12 protein-coding genes and 1 tRNA gene are annotated in these 17,438 nt (G+C 65.7%); 5 read left to right on the top strand and 8 right to left on the bottom strand.

Going from position 1 to position 17,438, the window contains the following annotated elements:
* Nucleotides 1-25: 25 nt before the first annotated feature.
* From Pla175_RS20235 to Pla175_RS20245, 3 genes are all read right to left on the bottom strand, one after another.
* Nucleotides 26-1,411: a DUF1552 domain-containing protein gene (locus Pla175_RS20235; RefSeq protein ID WP_145289705.1), complete on the bottom strand. Its 1,386-nt coding sequence runs from the start codon at nt 1,409-1,411 to the stop codon at nt 26-28.
* Nucleotides 1,408-4,620 carry a DUF1592 domain-containing protein gene (locus Pla175_RS20240; RefSeq protein WP_145289707.1) on the bottom strand — a complete coding sequence of 1,071 codons (3,213 nt, stop codon included), beginning with the start codon at nt 4,618-4,620 and terminating at the stop codon, nt 1,408-1,410. The genes Pla175_RS20235 and Pla175_RS20240 overlap by 4 nt, the downstream gene beginning before the upstream one ends.
* A gap of 699 nt (nt 4,621-5,319) precedes the next feature.
* A tRNA-Arg gene (locus Pla175_RS20245) sits at nt 5,320-5,393 on the bottom strand.
* A gap of 171 nt (nt 5,394-5,564) precedes the next feature.
* On the opposite strand from Pla175_RS20245, the gene Pla175_RS20250 reads away from it, so the two are divergent.
* From Pla175_RS20250 to Pla175_RS20260, 3 genes are all read left to right on the top strand, one after another.
* Nucleotides 5,565-6,779: a cofactor-independent phosphoglycerate mutase gene (locus tag Pla175_RS20250; protein ID WP_145289710.1), complete on the top strand. Its 1,215-nt coding sequence runs from the start codon at nt 5,565-5,567 to the stop codon at nt 6,777-6,779.
* Between the two features lie 31 nt (nt 6,780-6,810).
* A complete protein-coding gene (locus Pla175_RS20255) occupies nt 6,811-7,269 on the top strand; it encodes a GxxExxY protein (protein ID WP_231953986.1) in 459 nt (152 codons plus the stop codon).
* A 76-nt stretch (nt 7,270-7,345) separates the two neighbouring features.
* Complete coding sequence (locus Pla175_RS20260; RefSeq protein ID WP_145289713.1) at nt 7,346-9,124, top strand: aspartate kinase; 1,779 nt, start codon at nt 7,346-7,348, stop codon at nt 9,122-9,124.
* A gap of 19 nt (nt 9,125-9,143) precedes the next feature.
* On the opposite strand, the gene Pla175_RS20265 is transcribed toward Pla175_RS20260, so the two are convergent.
* The gene (locus Pla175_RS20265; protein WP_145289716.1) at nt 9,144-9,923 is read right to left on the bottom strand and encodes a hypothetical protein; all 780 of its coding nucleotides are present in this window, start codon (nt 9,921-9,923) and stop codon (nt 9,144-9,146) included.
* Between the two features lie 120 nt (nt 9,924-10,043).
* Nucleotides 10,044-10,877 (bottom strand): hypothetical protein, encoded by an 834-nt coding sequence (locus Pla175_RS20270; RefSeq protein ID WP_231953987.1) that lies wholly within the window; start codon nt 10,875-10,877, stop codon nt 10,044-10,046.
* 19 nt (nt 10,878-10,896) lie between these two features.
* Between Pla175_RS20270 and Pla175_RS20275 the strand changes: the two genes are divergently transcribed.
* Nucleotides 10,897-12,183, top strand: a complete 1,287-nt coding sequence (locus Pla175_RS20275) for an ATP-dependent 6-phosphofructokinase (RefSeq protein ID WP_145289720.1) — start codon at nt 10,897-10,899, stop codon at nt 12,181-12,183.
* On the opposite strand, the gene Pla175_RS20280 is transcribed toward Pla175_RS20275, so the two are convergent.
* From Pla175_RS20280 to Pla175_RS20290, 3 genes are all read right to left on the bottom strand, one after another.
* Complete coding sequence (locus tag Pla175_RS20280) at nt 12,168-14,309, bottom strand: retropepsin-like aspartic protease (RefSeq protein WP_145289723.1); 2,142 nt, start codon at nt 14,307-14,309, stop codon at nt 12,168-12,170. The two genes, Pla175_RS20275 and Pla175_RS20280, sit on opposite strands and share 16 nt — an antisense overlap.
* Nucleotides 14,310-14,546: 237 nt before the next feature.
* Nucleotides 14,547-15,884 (bottom strand): UDP-glucose dehydrogenase family protein, encoded by a 1,338-nt coding sequence (locus tag Pla175_RS20285; protein ID WP_145289727.1) that lies wholly within the window; start codon nt 15,882-15,884, stop codon nt 14,547-14,549.
* A 146-nt stretch (nt 15,885-16,030) separates the two neighbouring features.
* A complete protein-coding gene (locus tag Pla175_RS20290; RefSeq protein WP_145289730.1) occupies nt 16,031-16,540 on the bottom strand; it encodes a hypothetical protein in 510 nt (169 codons plus the stop codon).
* Nucleotides 16,541-16,844: 304 nt separating this feature from the next.
* On the opposite strand from Pla175_RS20290, the gene Pla175_RS20295 reads away from it, so the two are divergent.
* A complete protein-coding gene (locus Pla175_RS20295) occupies nt 16,845-17,411 on the top strand; it encodes a hypothetical protein (protein ID WP_145289733.1) in 567 nt (188 codons plus the stop codon).
* The last annotated feature ends 27 nt before the right edge of the window (nt 17,412-17,438 follow it).

The raw sequence follows: 17,438 nt of genomic DNA on the forward strand, positions 1-17,438 counted from the left end.
GTTGCCGCTCGCTTGGCGCCCTCGCCTAAAAGAGCCGATGCGTGTCGGTGACCAGCGGCCCCGTGCTGTCGGCGAACTGCTCGGTTTCGATCCCGACCGTGTTGAGCATGCTCACGAACAGGTTCGAAAGCGGCGTCTCTTTCTGCTGCTTCAGGTAGCGCCCGTGCCGGACGCCCATCGCGGCGCCCCCGGCCAACACTAGCGGGTAGTTCACCGCGTTGTGCGTGGTGCTGCAGGCGCTGCCGTAGAGCACCAGCGTGCTGTCCAGCAGCGAACCGTCCCCGTCGCGCACCTGGTCGAGCCGGGTCAGGAAGTAGGCGAACTGCTCGGCGAGCCAGCGGTCGTAGCTCCCCCACTCTTCCCAGTGCCCGTCGGCCTGGTCGTGGCTGATGCCGTGGTGCCCCTTCTTGATCCCCAACGCCAGCTTCGGGAAGTTCTCGCCGAAACCCATCCCGTCTTCGCGGGCCATCATGTAGGTCAGAACCCGCGTCATGTCGGTCTGAATCGCCAACACCATCAGGTCGAACATCGTCCGCAGGTACGCGGTCGGGTCGACCGCGGGGTTGCTGTCGAAATCGATCTTCCCCCCGTCGACCTGCGGCAGCGGGATGTCCAGCCACTCTTCATTGTGGGCGATCTGCTCTTCGACCGAACTCAGTGAGGTCAGGTACTCGTCCACGCGGTTGCGGTCGTCCTGGCCGAGCCTGCGTTGCAGGCTGGCGGTGTCTTCCATCACCAGGTCGACGATCTTTTTGCGCCGCTCGAGGCTCTGCCTCCGCTCGCTGGTGGTCGCCCCGCCGCTGGGGGCGAAGTAACGCTCGAAGATCTGCCGCTGGCGGTTCTCGGAGGGGATCGGGCGGCCGCCGTCGGCAAACGACAGCGTCGACACGCGCGACTTGTAGCCGATCCCGCCGTCGGTCGACAGTACGAGCGACGGGTACCGCGTGTACTTGCCAAGGCGGCGCGCCGCGAACTGATCGACCGAGATCCGGTTCTGGTACGTCGAGCCGCGGAGGTCGCCGCCGGTCAACCAAGTGTCCCCCGCCAGGTGCCCCAACACCTGCCGGCTGTTGGGGTGGCTCAGCCCACCCAGCACGGTCATTTTCTTGCGCAGCGGCTCGAGCGGCTCGAGCACCTTGGTGGTTTGATAGTCCGCCCCCTCACCCAGCGGGAACCAGCTCCAGTCCCGGTGCGCGGGGTTCGACTCGGGGGGAAGACTCGCCCCGTTCGGAAAATAGACGTAGCAGAGCCGCTTGGGCGCAGCGCCGGTCGGGTCTCCCGCGAGGCCGGCGGCTTGCCCGTTTCCCATGGCCCCCCTAACACCCATGGCCTCTAGGTACGGCAGCGCACAGGCCACTCCCGCGCCGCGTAGCCAGGTCCTTCGGCTCAATCGCCATGGTTGTCGGCTCATGGTAGGTCTCCTTGACGCTCGGGCGTCGGCGGCTCTGCGTCGAGTCCGCTGAACGCTGGGCTTTCTGCTATCGCCAGCACGGCGGTTTGCAAGTTGTAGTCGTCGGCCGCGACGCGAGCAACGATGTCGTCGATGGCCTGTTCATCGGTATACGATACATCTCTGCCCAGCGCGTAGGCAAGCAAGTGGCTTACGACGGAGCGTGTGACCACGTCGCGCTGGTGCTCTAGCAGGTACGCCTTGAGCTGGTCGACCCCGTCGATCTCGGCCCCCTCGGGCAGCACCGACCGGGCGTCAACCGGCCTGCCCTTGGCCTGCGTGCGGAAGCGTCCGACGGCGTCGTAGTTCTCGAAGACGACGCCGTACGGGTCGATCGTGCGGTGGCAGTCCGCGCAGGACGGCTTGTCGCGGTGCAGGTCGAGCTGCTCCTTGAGCGTCAGCTTCTCGAATCCAGGCGTCTCGGGGTTGAGCGCCGGGACGTTAGGCGGCGGCGGCGGAACGGGAGACCCCAGGATCTTCTCTTTCAGCCAGACGGCCCGCTTGATGGGGTGGGCCTGCGTGCCGTCCGAGTGCCCGCAGAGGAACGCCCCCTGCGACAGCAGGCCGCCACGGTGCATCTGGGGCGACACCGACACGGGCCGGAAGTGCGTCCCCTCGACCCCCGAGATCCCGTAGAACTCGGCCAGGTTCTGGTTGAGCATGGCGAAGTCCGAGTCGATGAACGTCAGCAGGCTCAGCTTCTCACGCAGCACGTGCAGCAGAAACGCCTTCGTCTCCAACGCCATGTCCCGCTTCACGAACCGCGTGTAGTCCCGGTAGGCGTCCACGTTCACGTCCATCGACGCGTGGCGGTCCAGGCGGAGCCAGTCGGTGGCGAACGTGTCGATAAACCGCTCGATCCGCGCGTCGGCGATCATCCTCTCGACCTGCCGGGGCAGCTCGCGCCGCAGGGTCCCGTCGGCCGCAAGGCGGCAGAGCTCTTCGTCGGGCGGAGAGTTCCACAAGAAATAGGCCAGCCCCTCGGCCAGGGCCGCGTCGCCCGCGGCCGGCCCATCGGGCGCCGCGATGTACAAGAAATGGGGCGAGCAGAGCACCGCCACCAGCGTCTCCTTCACGCCCTCGTAGTAGTTGTCGTAGTCGACGCGGGTGGCGGTCCAGAAATCGACGTAGCGATCGACTTCTTCTTGATCGACCGCCCGCCGAAAGGCCCGCGTCATAAACCGAGAGATTACTTCGCGGGTATAGCCGTCGGGGTCGGTCTCGCGCAGCGGCGACTCGAAAAACACCTGTTGATGGCTCTCGGGGGGCCAGACGGGATACGACGGGCCCTCAAACTCGATCGAACGCACCACGATCGGCACGCCGCAATCGGAGAAGTCCTTGACCAGATGATCGTTCCAGACCCCGACCACCATGATGTTGGACAAACTGCTCTTCTCTGTTTCGTCCAAGATCGGGATCGGCAGGTTCTCTAGGTACCCCCGAAACTCGTAGGTCTCGAGATCGTCTGAGGGCGAATCGACGACGCGCGGCTGGCCGAGCTCTGCGTACTCCATCCCGTCATCGGTGCGCGAGCCGACAAAGGCCCTCAAGGCAGAGTCGCGGCCGACGGGGCCTCCCTGGCTCCGCGAACGCTCTTCGCGGAGCGAGAGGCTAACGGGGTGGTCGTCGGGGATGGGCGACACCACGACCTCGCGGAAGCCGACAAAGAACCTGCCCCCCACCTTGAGCCGATGCCTCCCGGCAGAAAGCTGGGCGTGGGCCATCGGCGTCACGGACAGTCCTTTTTGCCCTGGGCGCCCCGGCTCGACGCGCAAGTGTTGGGCCGACTTGTCGAGCTCCAGCGACACCGAGGGCATGCCGTCCGCCGCCGCGGCCGGATGCACCAAGTCGATCTGGTACAAGCCCGGCTCGGAGACCCGAAAGCTGAGACTGCCGCTAGACGTCTTGGTGACGTCCTCCGGCACCAGCGCCGCGCCCTGCATCGTGAGCCCGCTCTGCCGCTTGCAGTCGGCCGCGGTCAAGACAACCGCATCCGCCGGCGCGACGAGCCCGCTCGAGTCGCTCGCCAACCGGGCCATCGGCTCGGACGAGCGGAGCTGCAGCAGCCCTTCTTCCTGGTAGCAGTCCGCGTAGTCGGCCAGCGACGCCGTGACCCGCGTCACAAACGGCCCCTCGCTCGGAAAGCAGCGTCGCAGCAGCAGCTTCATGTTGGGCGACGGACCCTGCCACGACTTGGGGGCTTGTTCCTTGTGCGGCAGGGCCGAGAAAAGGATCAGACCGTCGTCAACGATGCGGTAGCGGTCGCTGCTAGAACCCCGCATGCCGACGCCGATGTTGCTCTCGATCTCTCTTAGCTCGGCGACCTCGGCGGGCGTCTGGCCGACGCGTGGCCGCCCTTGTTCGTCCAGGACCTCGACAAGCACGTGCTCGCGTGGGATGGGCGCCGACTGGTAGCCGCCGATCACCGCGGCGTGCCGCCCGACGCCGACGTTGGCGCCGAGGGTCGCTCGGTAACGCTTGGGTTCCGGACGGTCGCCGGTCTTGATGGCTTTGTCGATCGCTTCGCGCGCGATGGACTGGTAGTACTCAACATGCAGCGGCGAGGTAAGCAGCGATTCGCTGCTGTTAGAGAACCCCATGCGTGACTTGGCTTCATTGGGAAGGTTCCGGCCAAAGTCGATCGGCAGGCTCAGCAGCTCGGCGAGCGAGTTGGAGTACTGCTCGCGCGTCAGCCGACGGACCGCCCCCGCGGAGGGCCGTTTGCGAAACCGCTTCGCCAGGTCGATGGACTGGGTCATCCAATCGACCAACTCCCTCCGCTCGGCGTCGCTGGGCTGGGGCTCGTCCTCCGGGGGCATGTAGCCCATGTTGATCATGTCGAGCGCCGCGTCCCAGCGGTCCGCGTCGCCGCCGCCGATCGTGTCGGGGTCGAGCACGTCGAGTCGCACGTCGCTGTACTGCTCTTCGGGCCCGTGGCACCCGAAGCAATACTTGCCGAGCAACGGACGCACGCGCTGGGAGTAGTCCCGCAGGTGCGCCTGACGCCCTTCGCCATCGGCCGCCTGCAACACCGCGGCGTCCGCGGCGGGCTGCTCTGCTCCAAGGGCGATCGGCGACGCCAACCCTCCCGCGGCGACCGCCACGGTCCAAACCGCCACACGTTCAGCGAGGAAGGATCGAGTAGCCGCTAAAACTCGCTCGGTCATACGGGCGCCTAAAAGAGACTAGATTGCCAGGCCTGCGGCCAACTCATCGCGGCATCCGGGCGATACAACTATACACAACGGGCTCTGGCAGGCGAAGCGACTCGCGACAGAGCGCCGCGGGAAACCGCGGGCGCCCGCGGTCGCGTCTGGAGCCGCCCGGGCCCGCAGATCCGCGGGCAAAACCAACGAATTTGCAGCACAAGCGAGCGTCGCGCTATCGCCCCGCCAGCCCGCGACGGTCCCCATTTATTTACGCATAGCGGACTTCGCTTGCTCGCTACGCGGGGACTCCAGGCCCGGCCCGAGCCGCTTGTTTTTGGGTCGCAAATAGCCACCCGGTCGCGGACAATCACGACAGCCCGGCGTGGTCGCCGGGCGTGGCGCAAAGGGTGCGCGCCGCGGATGCCGCGGCCAACAAAGGGGCGGGGTTTTGTCCACGAGGTGTCCGCTAGATCGCAGGGGGGTGTCCGATTGGAGGGGTTTTTGTCCACCGACCGGTCGCATATCGACCCATCCGGCGCCCAATCGCGCCGGCACGCTAAGGGAAGCACGCCAAAATCAAAGCCCCTCGCAGGCCCAGGCAGGGTTTTGTCCGATTTTCGGCGCCCCAGAGGGGTGGACAAAAGGACAAAACCCCCTGACCCACCCGCGCAGCAAAGAACCCCACAGAAACAAGCGTTTCCGCGGGGCTCTCGTGAGTACACCCCAGAGGAGTCGAACCTCTAACCTTCGGATTCGTAGTCCGATGCTCTATCCAATTGAGCTAGGGGTGCGTGGGTCTACTAGGATAGCGAGGGGGCGGCTTGGCCGAAAGGGCGGCGTTGGACCGGCCACAGCGCGGCGGGCTGGGCCGCTGGTTGCGGGTTTGCGGCTCTCGTATATTCGGACGCCCACGGCGGAGGGTGAGTTCGCGCTCCGCTGCCTATTTTGCCCCGGCAGCCATTATGAAGTACGTGATTGTGATCCCCGACGGCGCCGCGGACGAGCCGCAGCAGTCCCTCGGGGGCCAGACCCCGCTGGAAGCGGCCCGGACGCCCCATATGGACGCCCTGGCCGCTGCCGGCGTGGTGGCGCGGGCGTGCCACACCCCCCGCGAGCTGCCGGCGGGTTCGGAGATCGGCAACCTCTGCCTGCTGGGGTACGACCCGTTCGAGCACTTCACCGGCCGGGCGCCGATGGAGGCCGCTGCCCAGGGGATCGAGCTCGGCCCCGACGACTGGGCGGTGCGCTGCAACCTGGTGACGATCGAAGACCAGGTGATGGTCGACTTCACGGCCGACCACATCGCAAACGCCGAGGGCGCCGAGCTGCTAGCGGACGTGCAGCGTGCGATCGCCAGCGACCCCAAGTGGCGCGGCGCCTTGGAGTTCGTGCCCGGCGTAAGCTACCGCAACCTGCTGATCTGGCGTGGCCAAAAGCTGGCGGCGCCCTTTTCGGCAGAGACCCGCACCCAGGCGCCGCACGACTGGACCGACCTGTCGATCGCGGACGCCCACCCGCGAGGGCCCGGGGGCGACACTCTGGTCGAGCTGATGGACGCCACGGTCGAGCTGTTCCGCAACCACCCGGTCAATCAGCGGCGGCTCGCCGAGGGGCATCGGGCCGCGACCAACGTCTGGCTGTGGGGCCAGGGGGGGGCGCCGACGCTGCAGCCGTTCGCCCAGAAGTACGGCCCCCGCGGTGCGATGATCACGGCGGTCGATCTGCTGCGTGGCATCGCCGCGCTGGTGGGCTGGGACCGCATCGAGGCGCCGGGCGCCACGGGCTACCTCGACACCGACTACGCGTCGAAGGGGCGGGAAGCGATCGCGGCGCTCGATCGCTACGACATTGTTTGCGTGCACGTCGAGGCGCCCGACGAGGCGAGCCACGAGGGCCGCGTCGAGGAGAAGGTCAAGGCGATCGAACAGATCGACCGGCACGTGGTCGGCCCGCTGGTCGAGGCGCTCGGCCGCCACGGCGACTGGCGGATGATGATCAGCCCCGACCACCCGACCTACCTCAGCACCAAGAAGCACACCCACGGCGACGTGCCCGTAGCGATGGCGGGCGCCGGCATCACACCGGACCGCTTCCAGCAGTACGGCGACTCCAACGCGGCGGCGTCGGACCTGGCGTTCGAGAAGGGCTGGGAAGCGATGCGGTGGTTCATCGGCTAGCGCATGGTAACCGCCAAGACGCGACGAAAGGGTGAACCGCCAAGGACGCCAAGAGCGCCAAGAAGACGAAGAAAAGACGACGAAGAAATCACTAGCGATGAATGAGCCCAGCGAGCAGGTAGACCAACTGGCGTATCAAGTGGTTGGCGCTGCGATTGAAGTGCACCGCGTGCTTGGCGCGGGCTTCCTTGAGTCGGTCTACGCCAAAGCGATAGCGGTTGAATTGTTGCTGCGAGGCGTCGCTTTCGAGATCGAGCACCCGATCTCGCTACGGTACAAGGGGCAGCCAGTTGGCGACGCAAGGCTCGATTTGCTAGTGGGCGGATTGCGCATCGTTGAGCTCAAAGCAGTTGAGCGCATCATCCCGATCCATCACGCCCAAGTGATCAATTATCTTAGGGCGACCGAACTTCAGCTTGGTCTGCTCATCAATTTCAACGTATCCAAGTTGACCGACGGCATCGAACGCGTTGTTCTCACCTCACACTGACCCGACTTCTACACGTCCTTGGCGCTCTTGGCGTCCTTGGCGGTTCCCTTCTTAGGCGTCCCTCCCCCAGCGAGCTATGGCACTCATCGTTCAGAAGTTTGGCGGCACTAGTGTGGCGGATGCCGAGAAGATTCGGGCCGCGGCGGGGCGGGCTCTGCGGGTGCAGCACCAGGGCAACCAAGTGGTGATGGTGGTCTCCGCGATGGGCAAGAACACCGACATGCTGGTCGACCTGGCCCAGCAGGTGTGCGACGACCCCCCGGCACGCGAGATGGACATGCTGCTCTCGACCGGCGAGCAGGTGTCGGTCGCCCTGGTGGCGATGGCCGTGCACGACCTGGGCGGCAAGGCGGTCTCGCTCACCGGCGGTCAGATCGGCATCCGCACCGACAGCTCGCACACCAAGGCGCGGATCCAGTCGATCTCTTCCGACCGCATGCAGAAGCACCTGGACGAGGGCGCCATCGTGATCGCCGCCGGCTTCCAGGGCGCCGACGACCAGCTCAATATCACCACGCTGGGACGCGGCGGGAGCGACACCACCGCGGTGGCGCTCGCCGCGGTGCTGGGGGCGGACATCTGCGAGATCTACACCGACGTCGACGGCGTTTTCACCACCGACCCGCGGCTGGTGGCCGAGGCCCGCAAGATGACCCACGTCAGCTACGAGGAGATGTTGGAGCTGGCGAGCCTGGGCGCCGGCGTGATGCACAGCCGGAGCATCGAGTTCGGCAAGAAGTTCCGCGTGCCGATCCACGTCCGCAATAGCGCGGTGTTCACCGACACGCCGGGTTCGATCATCGGGGCGCTGCCGGAGTCGCTCGACCGCCCGGTGAGCGGGTGCGCGCTGACCAAGAACGAGGCCCGGATCGCGGTGGCCGGCGTCCCCGACAAACCCGGCACCAGCCTGACGATCTTCGCCCAGTTGGCGGCGCTGAACGTCGCGGTCGACATGATCGTGCAGGACGTCGGCTACGAGGGGCGTGCGGACATGTCTTTCACGGTGCTGGAGGCCGACCTCAACAAGGCCCTCAAGGCGGTGCGCGAAGCGGCCGACGCGATGGGCGCCGAGGGGGTGACCTGCGAAGAGGGCCTCTCCAAGGTGTCCGTGGTGGGCCTGGGGATGGCGACCCAGCCGGGCGTGGCCGACCGCATGTTCCGCGCCCTGGCAGAGCACGACATCAACATCGAGGCGATTACCACCAGCGACATCAAGGTCTCTTGCCTGGTGCGACGCGAGAAGGGGATCGAGGCGCTGCGTGCGGTCCACTCCGAGTTCGAGCTGGAGAAGCCCCCCGCGGACCGGGCGACTTACGATGAGACGATCGCCGCCAGCAAGAAAGTGGACGCGAGCGCCGTGGTCAGCGAGCTCAAGGCGATGGAAGACCTCACGATCCACGGCGTAGCGCTCGACGCTACTCAGGCGCGGATCACCCTGTTCGACGTGCCGGACCACCCGGGCATCTGCGCGGACGTGTTCGAGGCGGTGGCCGCGGAGGGGATTGTCGTCGACATGATCGTGCAGGGCTTCGGCGCCGACGGGCTGACCAGCGTGTCGTTCACTGTGCCGGCCGCCAGCCACGACGCAGCAAAAGAGGTCGCCGAAGGGCTCGCCGGGCGGCTCGGGGGCGAGGTGGCCACGAAGCCGCGGATCGCGATCCTTACCGTCACCGGCATCGGCGTCCGCAGCCACACCGGGGTCGGCCTGCGGATGTTCAGGGCGCTCAGCGGGGCGGCGATCAACGTAGAGATGATCAGCACAAGCGAGGTGAAGGTGAACGTCGTGGTGGCGCCAGAACACGGCGACGCCGGCATCGAAGCGCTCAAGAGTGCGTTCTCGGACGTGCTGACCTAGCACGGGGAACCCGTCGCCGTCACTCTTGGACGACCGGCTTGGCGACCACGTGTGCTGCTAGCTCGATGTTGAGGGGGCTCTCGCTGGTGTGCCAGACGGCGGCCTTCTCGACAAACAACATGCGCCTGACGCCGCGGGCGACGCCCGTTACGGAGAGCTCGCCCGCTTGCCAGTCGGCGGGAGCGTCGAAGGTGATCTTGAGCAGGTGCTCTCCTTCAAGCGTGGTCTGCGACGATTGCTGCAGCTTAAAGAACACCCCCTTCCGACCGCCGGTGGTGCCGCTGACAACAACGGCCTCCTTGGGCGCCAGTCGCTTCCTCGTCTCGGTGGTCGCTTCCCGCGAGGTAACGCCGGTGGAGACGCCGGGCGTGATGTGTGCGATGGCGCCCGCCAGCGGCAGGTTGGCGCCCAACGAGGCGTCGAGGTGCTTCGACTTGTCGTCGGTCGACGTGGTTTCGATCGGCTCGACAAAGTCGGTCGATAGCTGGGTAGCGGGGGCGTAGTCGTAGACCGAGAGACCCGAGCCCGCCCCGCTGATCTCGATCACCACGTTGCGGACCCGGTCGGCATCGCCACGGAAAACAACCACGGAGATGGGCAGCTCGACCTCGATCAGCCGACGCCCCGGACGGGCCGCGGTGAAGCTATCGGTGGTGACGTCGCGGCAGAAGACCTTGGGCGGGAAGTCGAACTCGACGTCCGGCGACCGACTATTCAGGTCGAGCAGGTCGCTCGCTGGCGCCGCCGGCGCCAGCGTGAGCAGCAACAGCGGAAGCAGTAGGGTTTTTGCAGCGTGCATGGTTTCCTCCCAGCAAGTGACTGCGGTAGTTTCATCGGGCTCCTTGCCGAAGCCAGCGGCCGCAAACTACGGACCGTTCTGCGTGGCTTCTGGTTCCCGTGTTGATACGCGGCGAGTTGGCTAAAGGTTTGCGCCGGGCGCCGTGACAAGTTCATCCGTCCGCTGGGCGACGTCGTTCCGCATTGCCGGCAGCAGCGTTGCTAGCTGCGGCGGGAGCGGCGGCAGGCCAACGCGCTCGCACACCTGCCCCAGGCGGAACGCGAGCCGGTCGTCGTCTGCGTAGTCCGCTAAAAAACGGACCTCCACAAAGCGAGGAATGAACTCGGCCAGCCGACCTACAGGCCTGCCGGCCATCGAGGCGACCGACGCAGCGACCAGCTCGGGGTCGACGCGCTCCACGACTCGGTAGTACCCATCGAGCAATCCCGGCGTGCGGCGGTCAAGCTCCGCGTCGAGCAGCAGCTCCACCAGCACATGCCCAAGAAACCAAGGCCGCACCCCGGAGCTGTCCGCGAACGCCTCGCGGATGCGCCGGGCGAATTCGAGGGATAACACCGCGAACGCCGGACACTCATGGAACCAGGCGTCGTCCCAGTGGTGCTGCATGATGCCGCGAGCGAGCGAGGCGACGCGAGGATCCATGTCGCCCAGGAACGGGGCCGCGTGCTTTGAGCGGCATTTGGTGCGCCGCGCCGCGACACCCAGCCAGTCGGGGACCGCGACGCCTGCCACCAAGTAGGGGTCGGGGTCCGTCGTGAGCAGTGGGGCTGCGTGGGCGAGGTAGTTCACAGGATCAGCATAACCAATGCCCGCGGCATCGATGCTAAGTTTCAGCCTCGACCGGCTTGAGCGCCGGACAACGCCCTCGAAGAGCCTCAGCAACCACCGAAGAGCATCGAAGACCCCGCCGCGGCCGCAGTCGATCATCTGCGAGAACGTTGTTGTAGCGTCCACTCATTGATATCCTGCCCCCATGCTCACTCAAGAAGACCTCCGCATCGCCACGCTGGGCGAGCCGACCATCCCGTCGCCGATTCACCGCGGCGCCTCGGGCAAGTACGTGCCAGACACAATGCGGGTGCTGTACGACATCGAATGCCACGAGGGCTCGGCGCCCCCCACGCTGGGATTCGAGAAGGCGGGCCCACGCGAGAAGCTGTTCTTCGATCCGGCGCGTTGCCGTGCGGCGATCGTCACCTGCGGCGGCCTTTGCCCCGGGCTCAACAACATTATCAGGAACCTCTTCTACACGCTGCACAGCACCTACGGCGTGCCTCAAGTGCTCGGCATCCGCAACGGCTTCGCGGGCCTCAACCCCGCTACAGGCCCCTCGCCGGTGTGGCTCACGAGCGACATGGTTGAGCACATCCACCACATGGGCGGCACCATCCTTGGAACGTCGCGGGGGCCGCAGGACCCGTCCGTCATGGTGGACTTCTTGCGTTCGCATGGGGTGAACCTGCTGTTCACCATCGGCGGCGACGGCACCCAGAGCGGCGCCCACAAGATCGCACAAGAGGCGCAGCGGCGCGGCGCCAAGATCGCGGTGGTGGGTATCCCCAAGACGATCGACAACGACATCAAGTACTGCTACCGCACGTTTGGGTTCCTGTCGGCCATCTCCGAGGCAGAGCGGGTCATCGACCGCGCCCACGTCGAGGCAAAGAGCGTGGTGAACGGCGTCGGGCTGGTGAAGTTGATGGGGCGCGAAGCCGGTTTTATCGCCGCGGCGTCGACCATCGCTAGCGGCGAGGTAAACTTCACGCTAATCCCGGAAGTGCCGTTTGAGCTCCAGGGGCCTGGGGGATTGCTCGCGAAGCTTGAGGCCCGTCTTCGCGCGCGGCAGCACGCCGTAATCGTGGTTGCCGAGGGGGCGGGCCAGCACCTGCTTACCCAGCACTCGATACGCACCGACGCTTCGGGGAACCCGAAGCTAGGCGACATCGGCGTGTTCCTGAAAGAACAGGTCACCGACCACTTCCGCGGCCGCGAGATCCCCGTCTCGGTCAAGTACTTTGATCCCAGCTACTACATCCGCAGCGTCCACGCGGGCGCCGCGGACAGCCTGCTGTGCGAGCAGCTCGCCCGCTACGCGGCGCACGCGGCGTTGGCGGGCAAGACCGATCTGCTCGTCAGCCTGTGGCACGAGCACACGGTCCACGTCCCGCTGGCGATCTCAACCGGGGAGGTCAAACGCCTCGACACCAGCCGCGATATGTGGAACGCGGTGCTGGCGATCACCGGTCAAGAGCGTTGGTAGACGCGCGTGCCTGCGAGAAGCAGCACGCCAATGAGCACGAGGCTAGACGGCTCCGGCACGCCCGCCGACGCCAGCCCGGCGACGGCCGCATTGCCGAAGTTGGCCTTCCATAGGGTGTAGTCGGCCTGCGTGTAGAACGTGCCAAGCCCATCACGCCAGACCGTGTAGTCCGCGGCGTCGACGAATCCACTGCCGTTGAAGTCGCCGGGGGCGAAGACGGAGAGCGTCAGCGAGGTCTCGCCGTAGCCGATCCCCCAGGTGATGCCTGCGGGGAGCGTCGCCGAGTCGAACCTCCCGCCTTCCTCGTCGTAGGTCGCAATCGTGAAGGTGTCGCCCACGCTGGGTGTGAAGCCGGCCGAGAGCAGCACCTCAAGGGCGCCGCCAAAGGCCGCCGGACCATCGATCAACAGCTCGTCATGCTGCGTGCCCGCCGTGAGGCCCGCGAGCTCAAACTGAATCTTGCCGGTTGCGGTGTTTGAGAATCGGCCCGCGATGGCCAGCGATCCAATCCCGCCGCTGGCGGCGTCGCCCGGGGCTACGAGGCCGCCTGCGTTCTCCACCTGGCCGGGGATCGGCCCGCTGCCGGTGCGGATGGCGCCTTCGCCGGTGAGCCGGCCGCCGGCGTAGATCTGCACGTACTGTGCGTCGACCACGGCGTCTGCAAGGGATAGCACTCCGCCGGCTTCCACATTGACGCCCGTGAAAGTCGTGAGCTCGGCGCCGGCGTCGAGCCGGAGCGTCATAGTCTGGCCGCCAGCGCCCCCCGAGATATTCACTTCCCAGGCGTCACGGTCGCCCGCAAGCGTGGCGACCTGATCGCTACCCGCAACATGACGCAGGTTTGCAACTCCTAGAATGGTAGGAGACGTGGAACCGGACCAGTTCCCGCCGGTGGACCATGCGCCTGTGGCGGCCGGACTCACCCAGTTGTGCGTGGTGGTGACAGGATCGCTGATATAGACGCCGGCGCTTGCGCCGCCGCCCCCCAGCGAGGGGTTCGGATCGATCACGATGTCACGCCCGGCAAACACGTTGGTGCCAACAATTCCTGGAACGATGTTCCCCGGGTTGGCGGGATTGGTCACGTCCAGAACCAAGACCGGCACGTTGTTTAGCACGATGCTTCCGCCGAGCGCCTGCACCGTGAACTGATCGAGGTAGAAACCAGGAACCCCTTCGCTCACGCCCCCGGAGCCGACGATCGCGATGGTGAAGTCGGGCTCGTCGAGCACAACGTCAAAGCCCAACTGCAGGGCGGTGAGCTCAGAAACCACCGTAACGCTGGCGCCGGTGTCGAAGAAGAACTGCGAGTTGGTGAGCTGCGCGCCGTTGTTGGCGAGGTTGACGTTGAGGAAGTGCCCTCCCTGCACAAACGTTGGCTGCGAGGGGTCTTCGTACGGTTTGTCTAGGTTGAAGTCACCAAGGTTCGGGAACGACAACGGGGTCGAAGGCGAGTCGCCAAGCAGGCTCATCGGCGCCTTGCGGGCAATGCCCTGGGCGTTTCCGGTGCCCAGCGGCAAGAAGTCGATCGCGGGTGTGCGGACGGTCTTGCCGTTCAGCTCGAACACCTGCGGCTGGCTGTTGCGGATGCGGGTGGCGTACTGGCTCGCGAACGATAGGCCGAGCACGTTCGGAAGGTCCGACTCCGGCGGGACGGTAATAATCGACGAGTTGGTTTGTCCCAAGTACGCCGAATTCGGGATGCTCAGTGAAGCACCGGCTCCTGTGCGATTCTGCAGCCCAGCAGCAAAGAGCCCCAACGGGTCGCCGATGCGGGCTTCCAGAAACCCAGTGGCCCCGCCGATGGTGATCGGCTCGGTGCCGCGGTAGCCGTCCGATTCGCCGGGGTAGGGACCGCGGATGTTGAAGGCGGCATCGGACGCGGTCGTAATCAGCGAAACCGCGGCGCCGGTGTCCAGCAGCGCGATATCGGTGTGACCGCCGCCTAGGCGCGAACCGCCGCCAATGTTCGTGCTGGGAACCGGGAAGAAGTTGAGGTCGTCGTCGAACTGGTCCGTCAACCCGATCCCAACCATCGGCAAGAAGCCGTCGATAGGTACTCCGGTGGCCGCTGCCCGCGGGGCCAAGAATGAAAGCGTGATCGCCGCGCACAGCGCGGCCCACAAAGCGTAAATCCCCTTCAACCGATCGCCCCATTGGTAACTGCCGCGCGGCGTCCAGGCCTATGTGCCCAGTGCCCGATCGCCGCGGGCGCGTAAACGCTCCTGCCCAACCTCTACGCTAGGCAGTAGCTGCGAGGGTGTCAAGAATTCGGGCGAGGGGGGCGTATCACTGGTTTCTCAGTTGATTTCACCCTCCGACCGGCGGGGATACCGACGCTCTATCGTCGTTGTTGCTCCTCGCTATTCCCGCCCGCCCTGCTTCGCCTTCCGCCCGTCGACCGGCGGCCTACCAATGCTGTGGTAGCAGAACCCTCGGCGTCGCATCCGCTCGCTCTCATAGAGATTGCGTCCGTCGAACACTACCGGCTGGTTCATTACGTGCAGCATCTCGGCAAAATCGGGGGAGTGGTAGTCCTTCCACTCGGTGAGGATGCAGAGCGCGTCAGCGCCTTCGAGGGCCTCCATCCGCCGGCAGTATGCGATTGCGTCGCCGAGTTCTGCGCGGACGTTGTCGATCGCCTCGGGGTCGTGGGCGCGGACCTTGGCGCCCCGCTCCAGCAGCCAGCGGATCAGCACCAGCGCCGGCGCCTCGCGGATGTCGTCCGTGCGAGGCTTGAACGCCAGACCCCAGACCGCGATCGTCTTTCCGGCGAGGTCGTCGCCGAAATGAGCGGCGAGTTTCTCGGACAGCACGCTCTTCTGACGCTCGTTCACCTCGTCGACCGCCAGCAACATCGCAGGCGTGCAGCCGTGCTCACCGCTCATGGCGGTGAGGGCCCGCACGTCTTTCGGGAAGCAACTGCCGCCGTACCCCACGCCCGGGAACAAGAACGAGAACCCGATCCGGCTGTCGTGGCCGATGCCGCGGCGGACGTCGTTGATGTCGCCCCCCATGCGCTCACACAGGTTCGCCATCTCGTTGATGAAGCTGATCTTGGTGGCCAGCAGCGCGTTGGCGACGTACTTGGTCATCTCCGCGCTCTGCGGGCTCATCACGATAAACGGCTTCTCGGTCCGCAAGAACGGCGAGTAGAGCTGCTGAAGGATTTCGGCCACTTCCGGGCGCCGGACGCCCACCACGACGCGGTCGGGCTTCATGAAGTCCTCGATCGCGGCGCCTTCCTTTAGGAACTCAGGGTTGCTCGCCACATCGCACTCGCGCCCCGTGAACTCCTTGAGCATCGCAAAGATGCGCGCGTTCGTGCCGACCGGCACGGTGCTCTTGGTCACCACGACGGCGTCTTCACGCAGGTGGGGGGCGATGGCTTTCACCACGGACCACATCGCCGATAGGTTCGCCGAGCCGTCGTCTCCCTGGGGCGTGCCAACGGCCAAATAGATGACGTCGGCAGGCGCCACGCCCGCGGCGGTGTCGGTGGTGAAGGTCAGCCGCCCCGCCTCGGCGTTGTGCTCAACCAACTCGGCAAGGCCGGGCTCGAAGATGGGGACCTCTCCCTTCTTCAGGGCCTCGATCTTCTTCGCGTCGATGTCGATGCAGGTCACGTCGTTGCCGGAATCGGCGAAGCAAGCGCCGGTCACAAGGCCAACGTATCCCGACCCAATTACAGCTATCTTCATGCTCAAACTTCTCTAAATAAGGCGGCTGGCGGAGCGAAGCTCCATAATAGTAGGGGCTTCGGGGCCGTCGAGGCAGCCGGTCCCAAAACGGGCGCTGCTAGGGGTCCGGATATAACGATGGCGCCGACCGATCCAAACCGTACGCTCTACGGCTGCGGGTCTGCCAATACGGCTCCTAGCGCGGAGTGGAGGTCCCGACGGCTAGAGATCCCCCATTCGATGTCGAACCACAAGATCCGGCCATTCGAGTCCAACAGGTAGACCCGCGGCCAGCGGCCCGTGCCAAGCTGCGACTGCGCTTCTGCAGTGAGCGTAAACCTTTGAACGCCTGGGTCTGCCGGTTTGCCGCCGGGCCTGGCATCCAAAAGCACGGCCGCGACTCCCTTTCCGCCGAGCGGCTGGGCGACGTCGTTCGTCAGGTCCACCACAAGCTGCCGCGACATCCAGCCCGCGCCGTTAACCACCGCCACTACGGTCGCGACATCACCGGGCTTCATCGGAGCGCCGCTCACGGCGGGGAAAACGTCGCCAACCGCGACGTTGCACATAGCGCTGTGTTGACCCGACAGCAGCACGGGGGGCATGCCGGTCGGCGCTACGGCTGACGCACCGGCCGCCGTTAGGACTACGAAAAAGAGCAAGGTTTTAGCGGTCATCGCGGTCGCGGCAGGGGTGCTGGGCGGTCATTGTTGGCTGTCCCGCCCGCACGGTCAACGTGCCGCCCAGCCCCGGACGAGGCGGCGGCCGCCGGAGGCTCGGCCGCTCAGAATGACAGAATCTGCCGGCATTTCTGATAGCGGCAGCGGTTGATTGCGCACGCTGACTGCGCAAATCTTTCTGCGTTTTTGACGCCGGACCTAGGAAAAGCGATAGTTGCGGAACACTGCAACTAGCAAGATTGTCGCATCGGCGGCGAATTGCTGCTGAATCGCTGTCCAGACCCTGTGCGAGAACCCGGCAATGCTCGACCAATTGTTCCTGTTCGCCGCCCTTCTTGGAGGGGGCGTGCTGGTGGTGCAACTCGCCATGATGCTGCTCGGCCTTGGGGGCGACGGGTTTGATTTTGACGTGGATGTCGACGCCGACCTCCCCGACGGCGACTCAGGGCACTCCGGAGTGTGGTTCTGGGAAGTCCTTTCGATCCGCACACTCAGCGCATTCGGCGCTGCGTTTGGCATGGTTGGCATGGCCTGCAGGTCGTACGGCCAGTCGCCGTTGGCCGCGGGAACCTACGCTTCCCTGGCCGGTCTCGCCGCCATGTACGGCGTCTACTGGCTATTCAAGCAGATCTACCGGCTCGAATCGGCCGGCAACGAAGACATCCAGAACGCGCTCGACCTACCGGCCAAGGTTTACGTCCCGATCCCCGGCGAACACCGCGGCAAGGGAAAAGTGACGCTGACCATGCAAAACCGCACCGTCGAGTACCAGGCCGTTACCGATGAATCGCACGACCTAAAGACGGGCGAGCAAGTCACCGTCACAAGCGTCGTTTCGCCCGACACGCTATGTGTCCGCAAGCTCTAGCTCTCAATCCAAAATTCGCTGAACTGA

Source organism: Pirellulimonas nuda, from assembly GCF_007750855.1.
GTDB lineage: Bacteria > Planctomycetota > Planctomycetia > Pirellulales > Lacipirellulaceae > Pirellulimonas > Pirellulimonas nuda.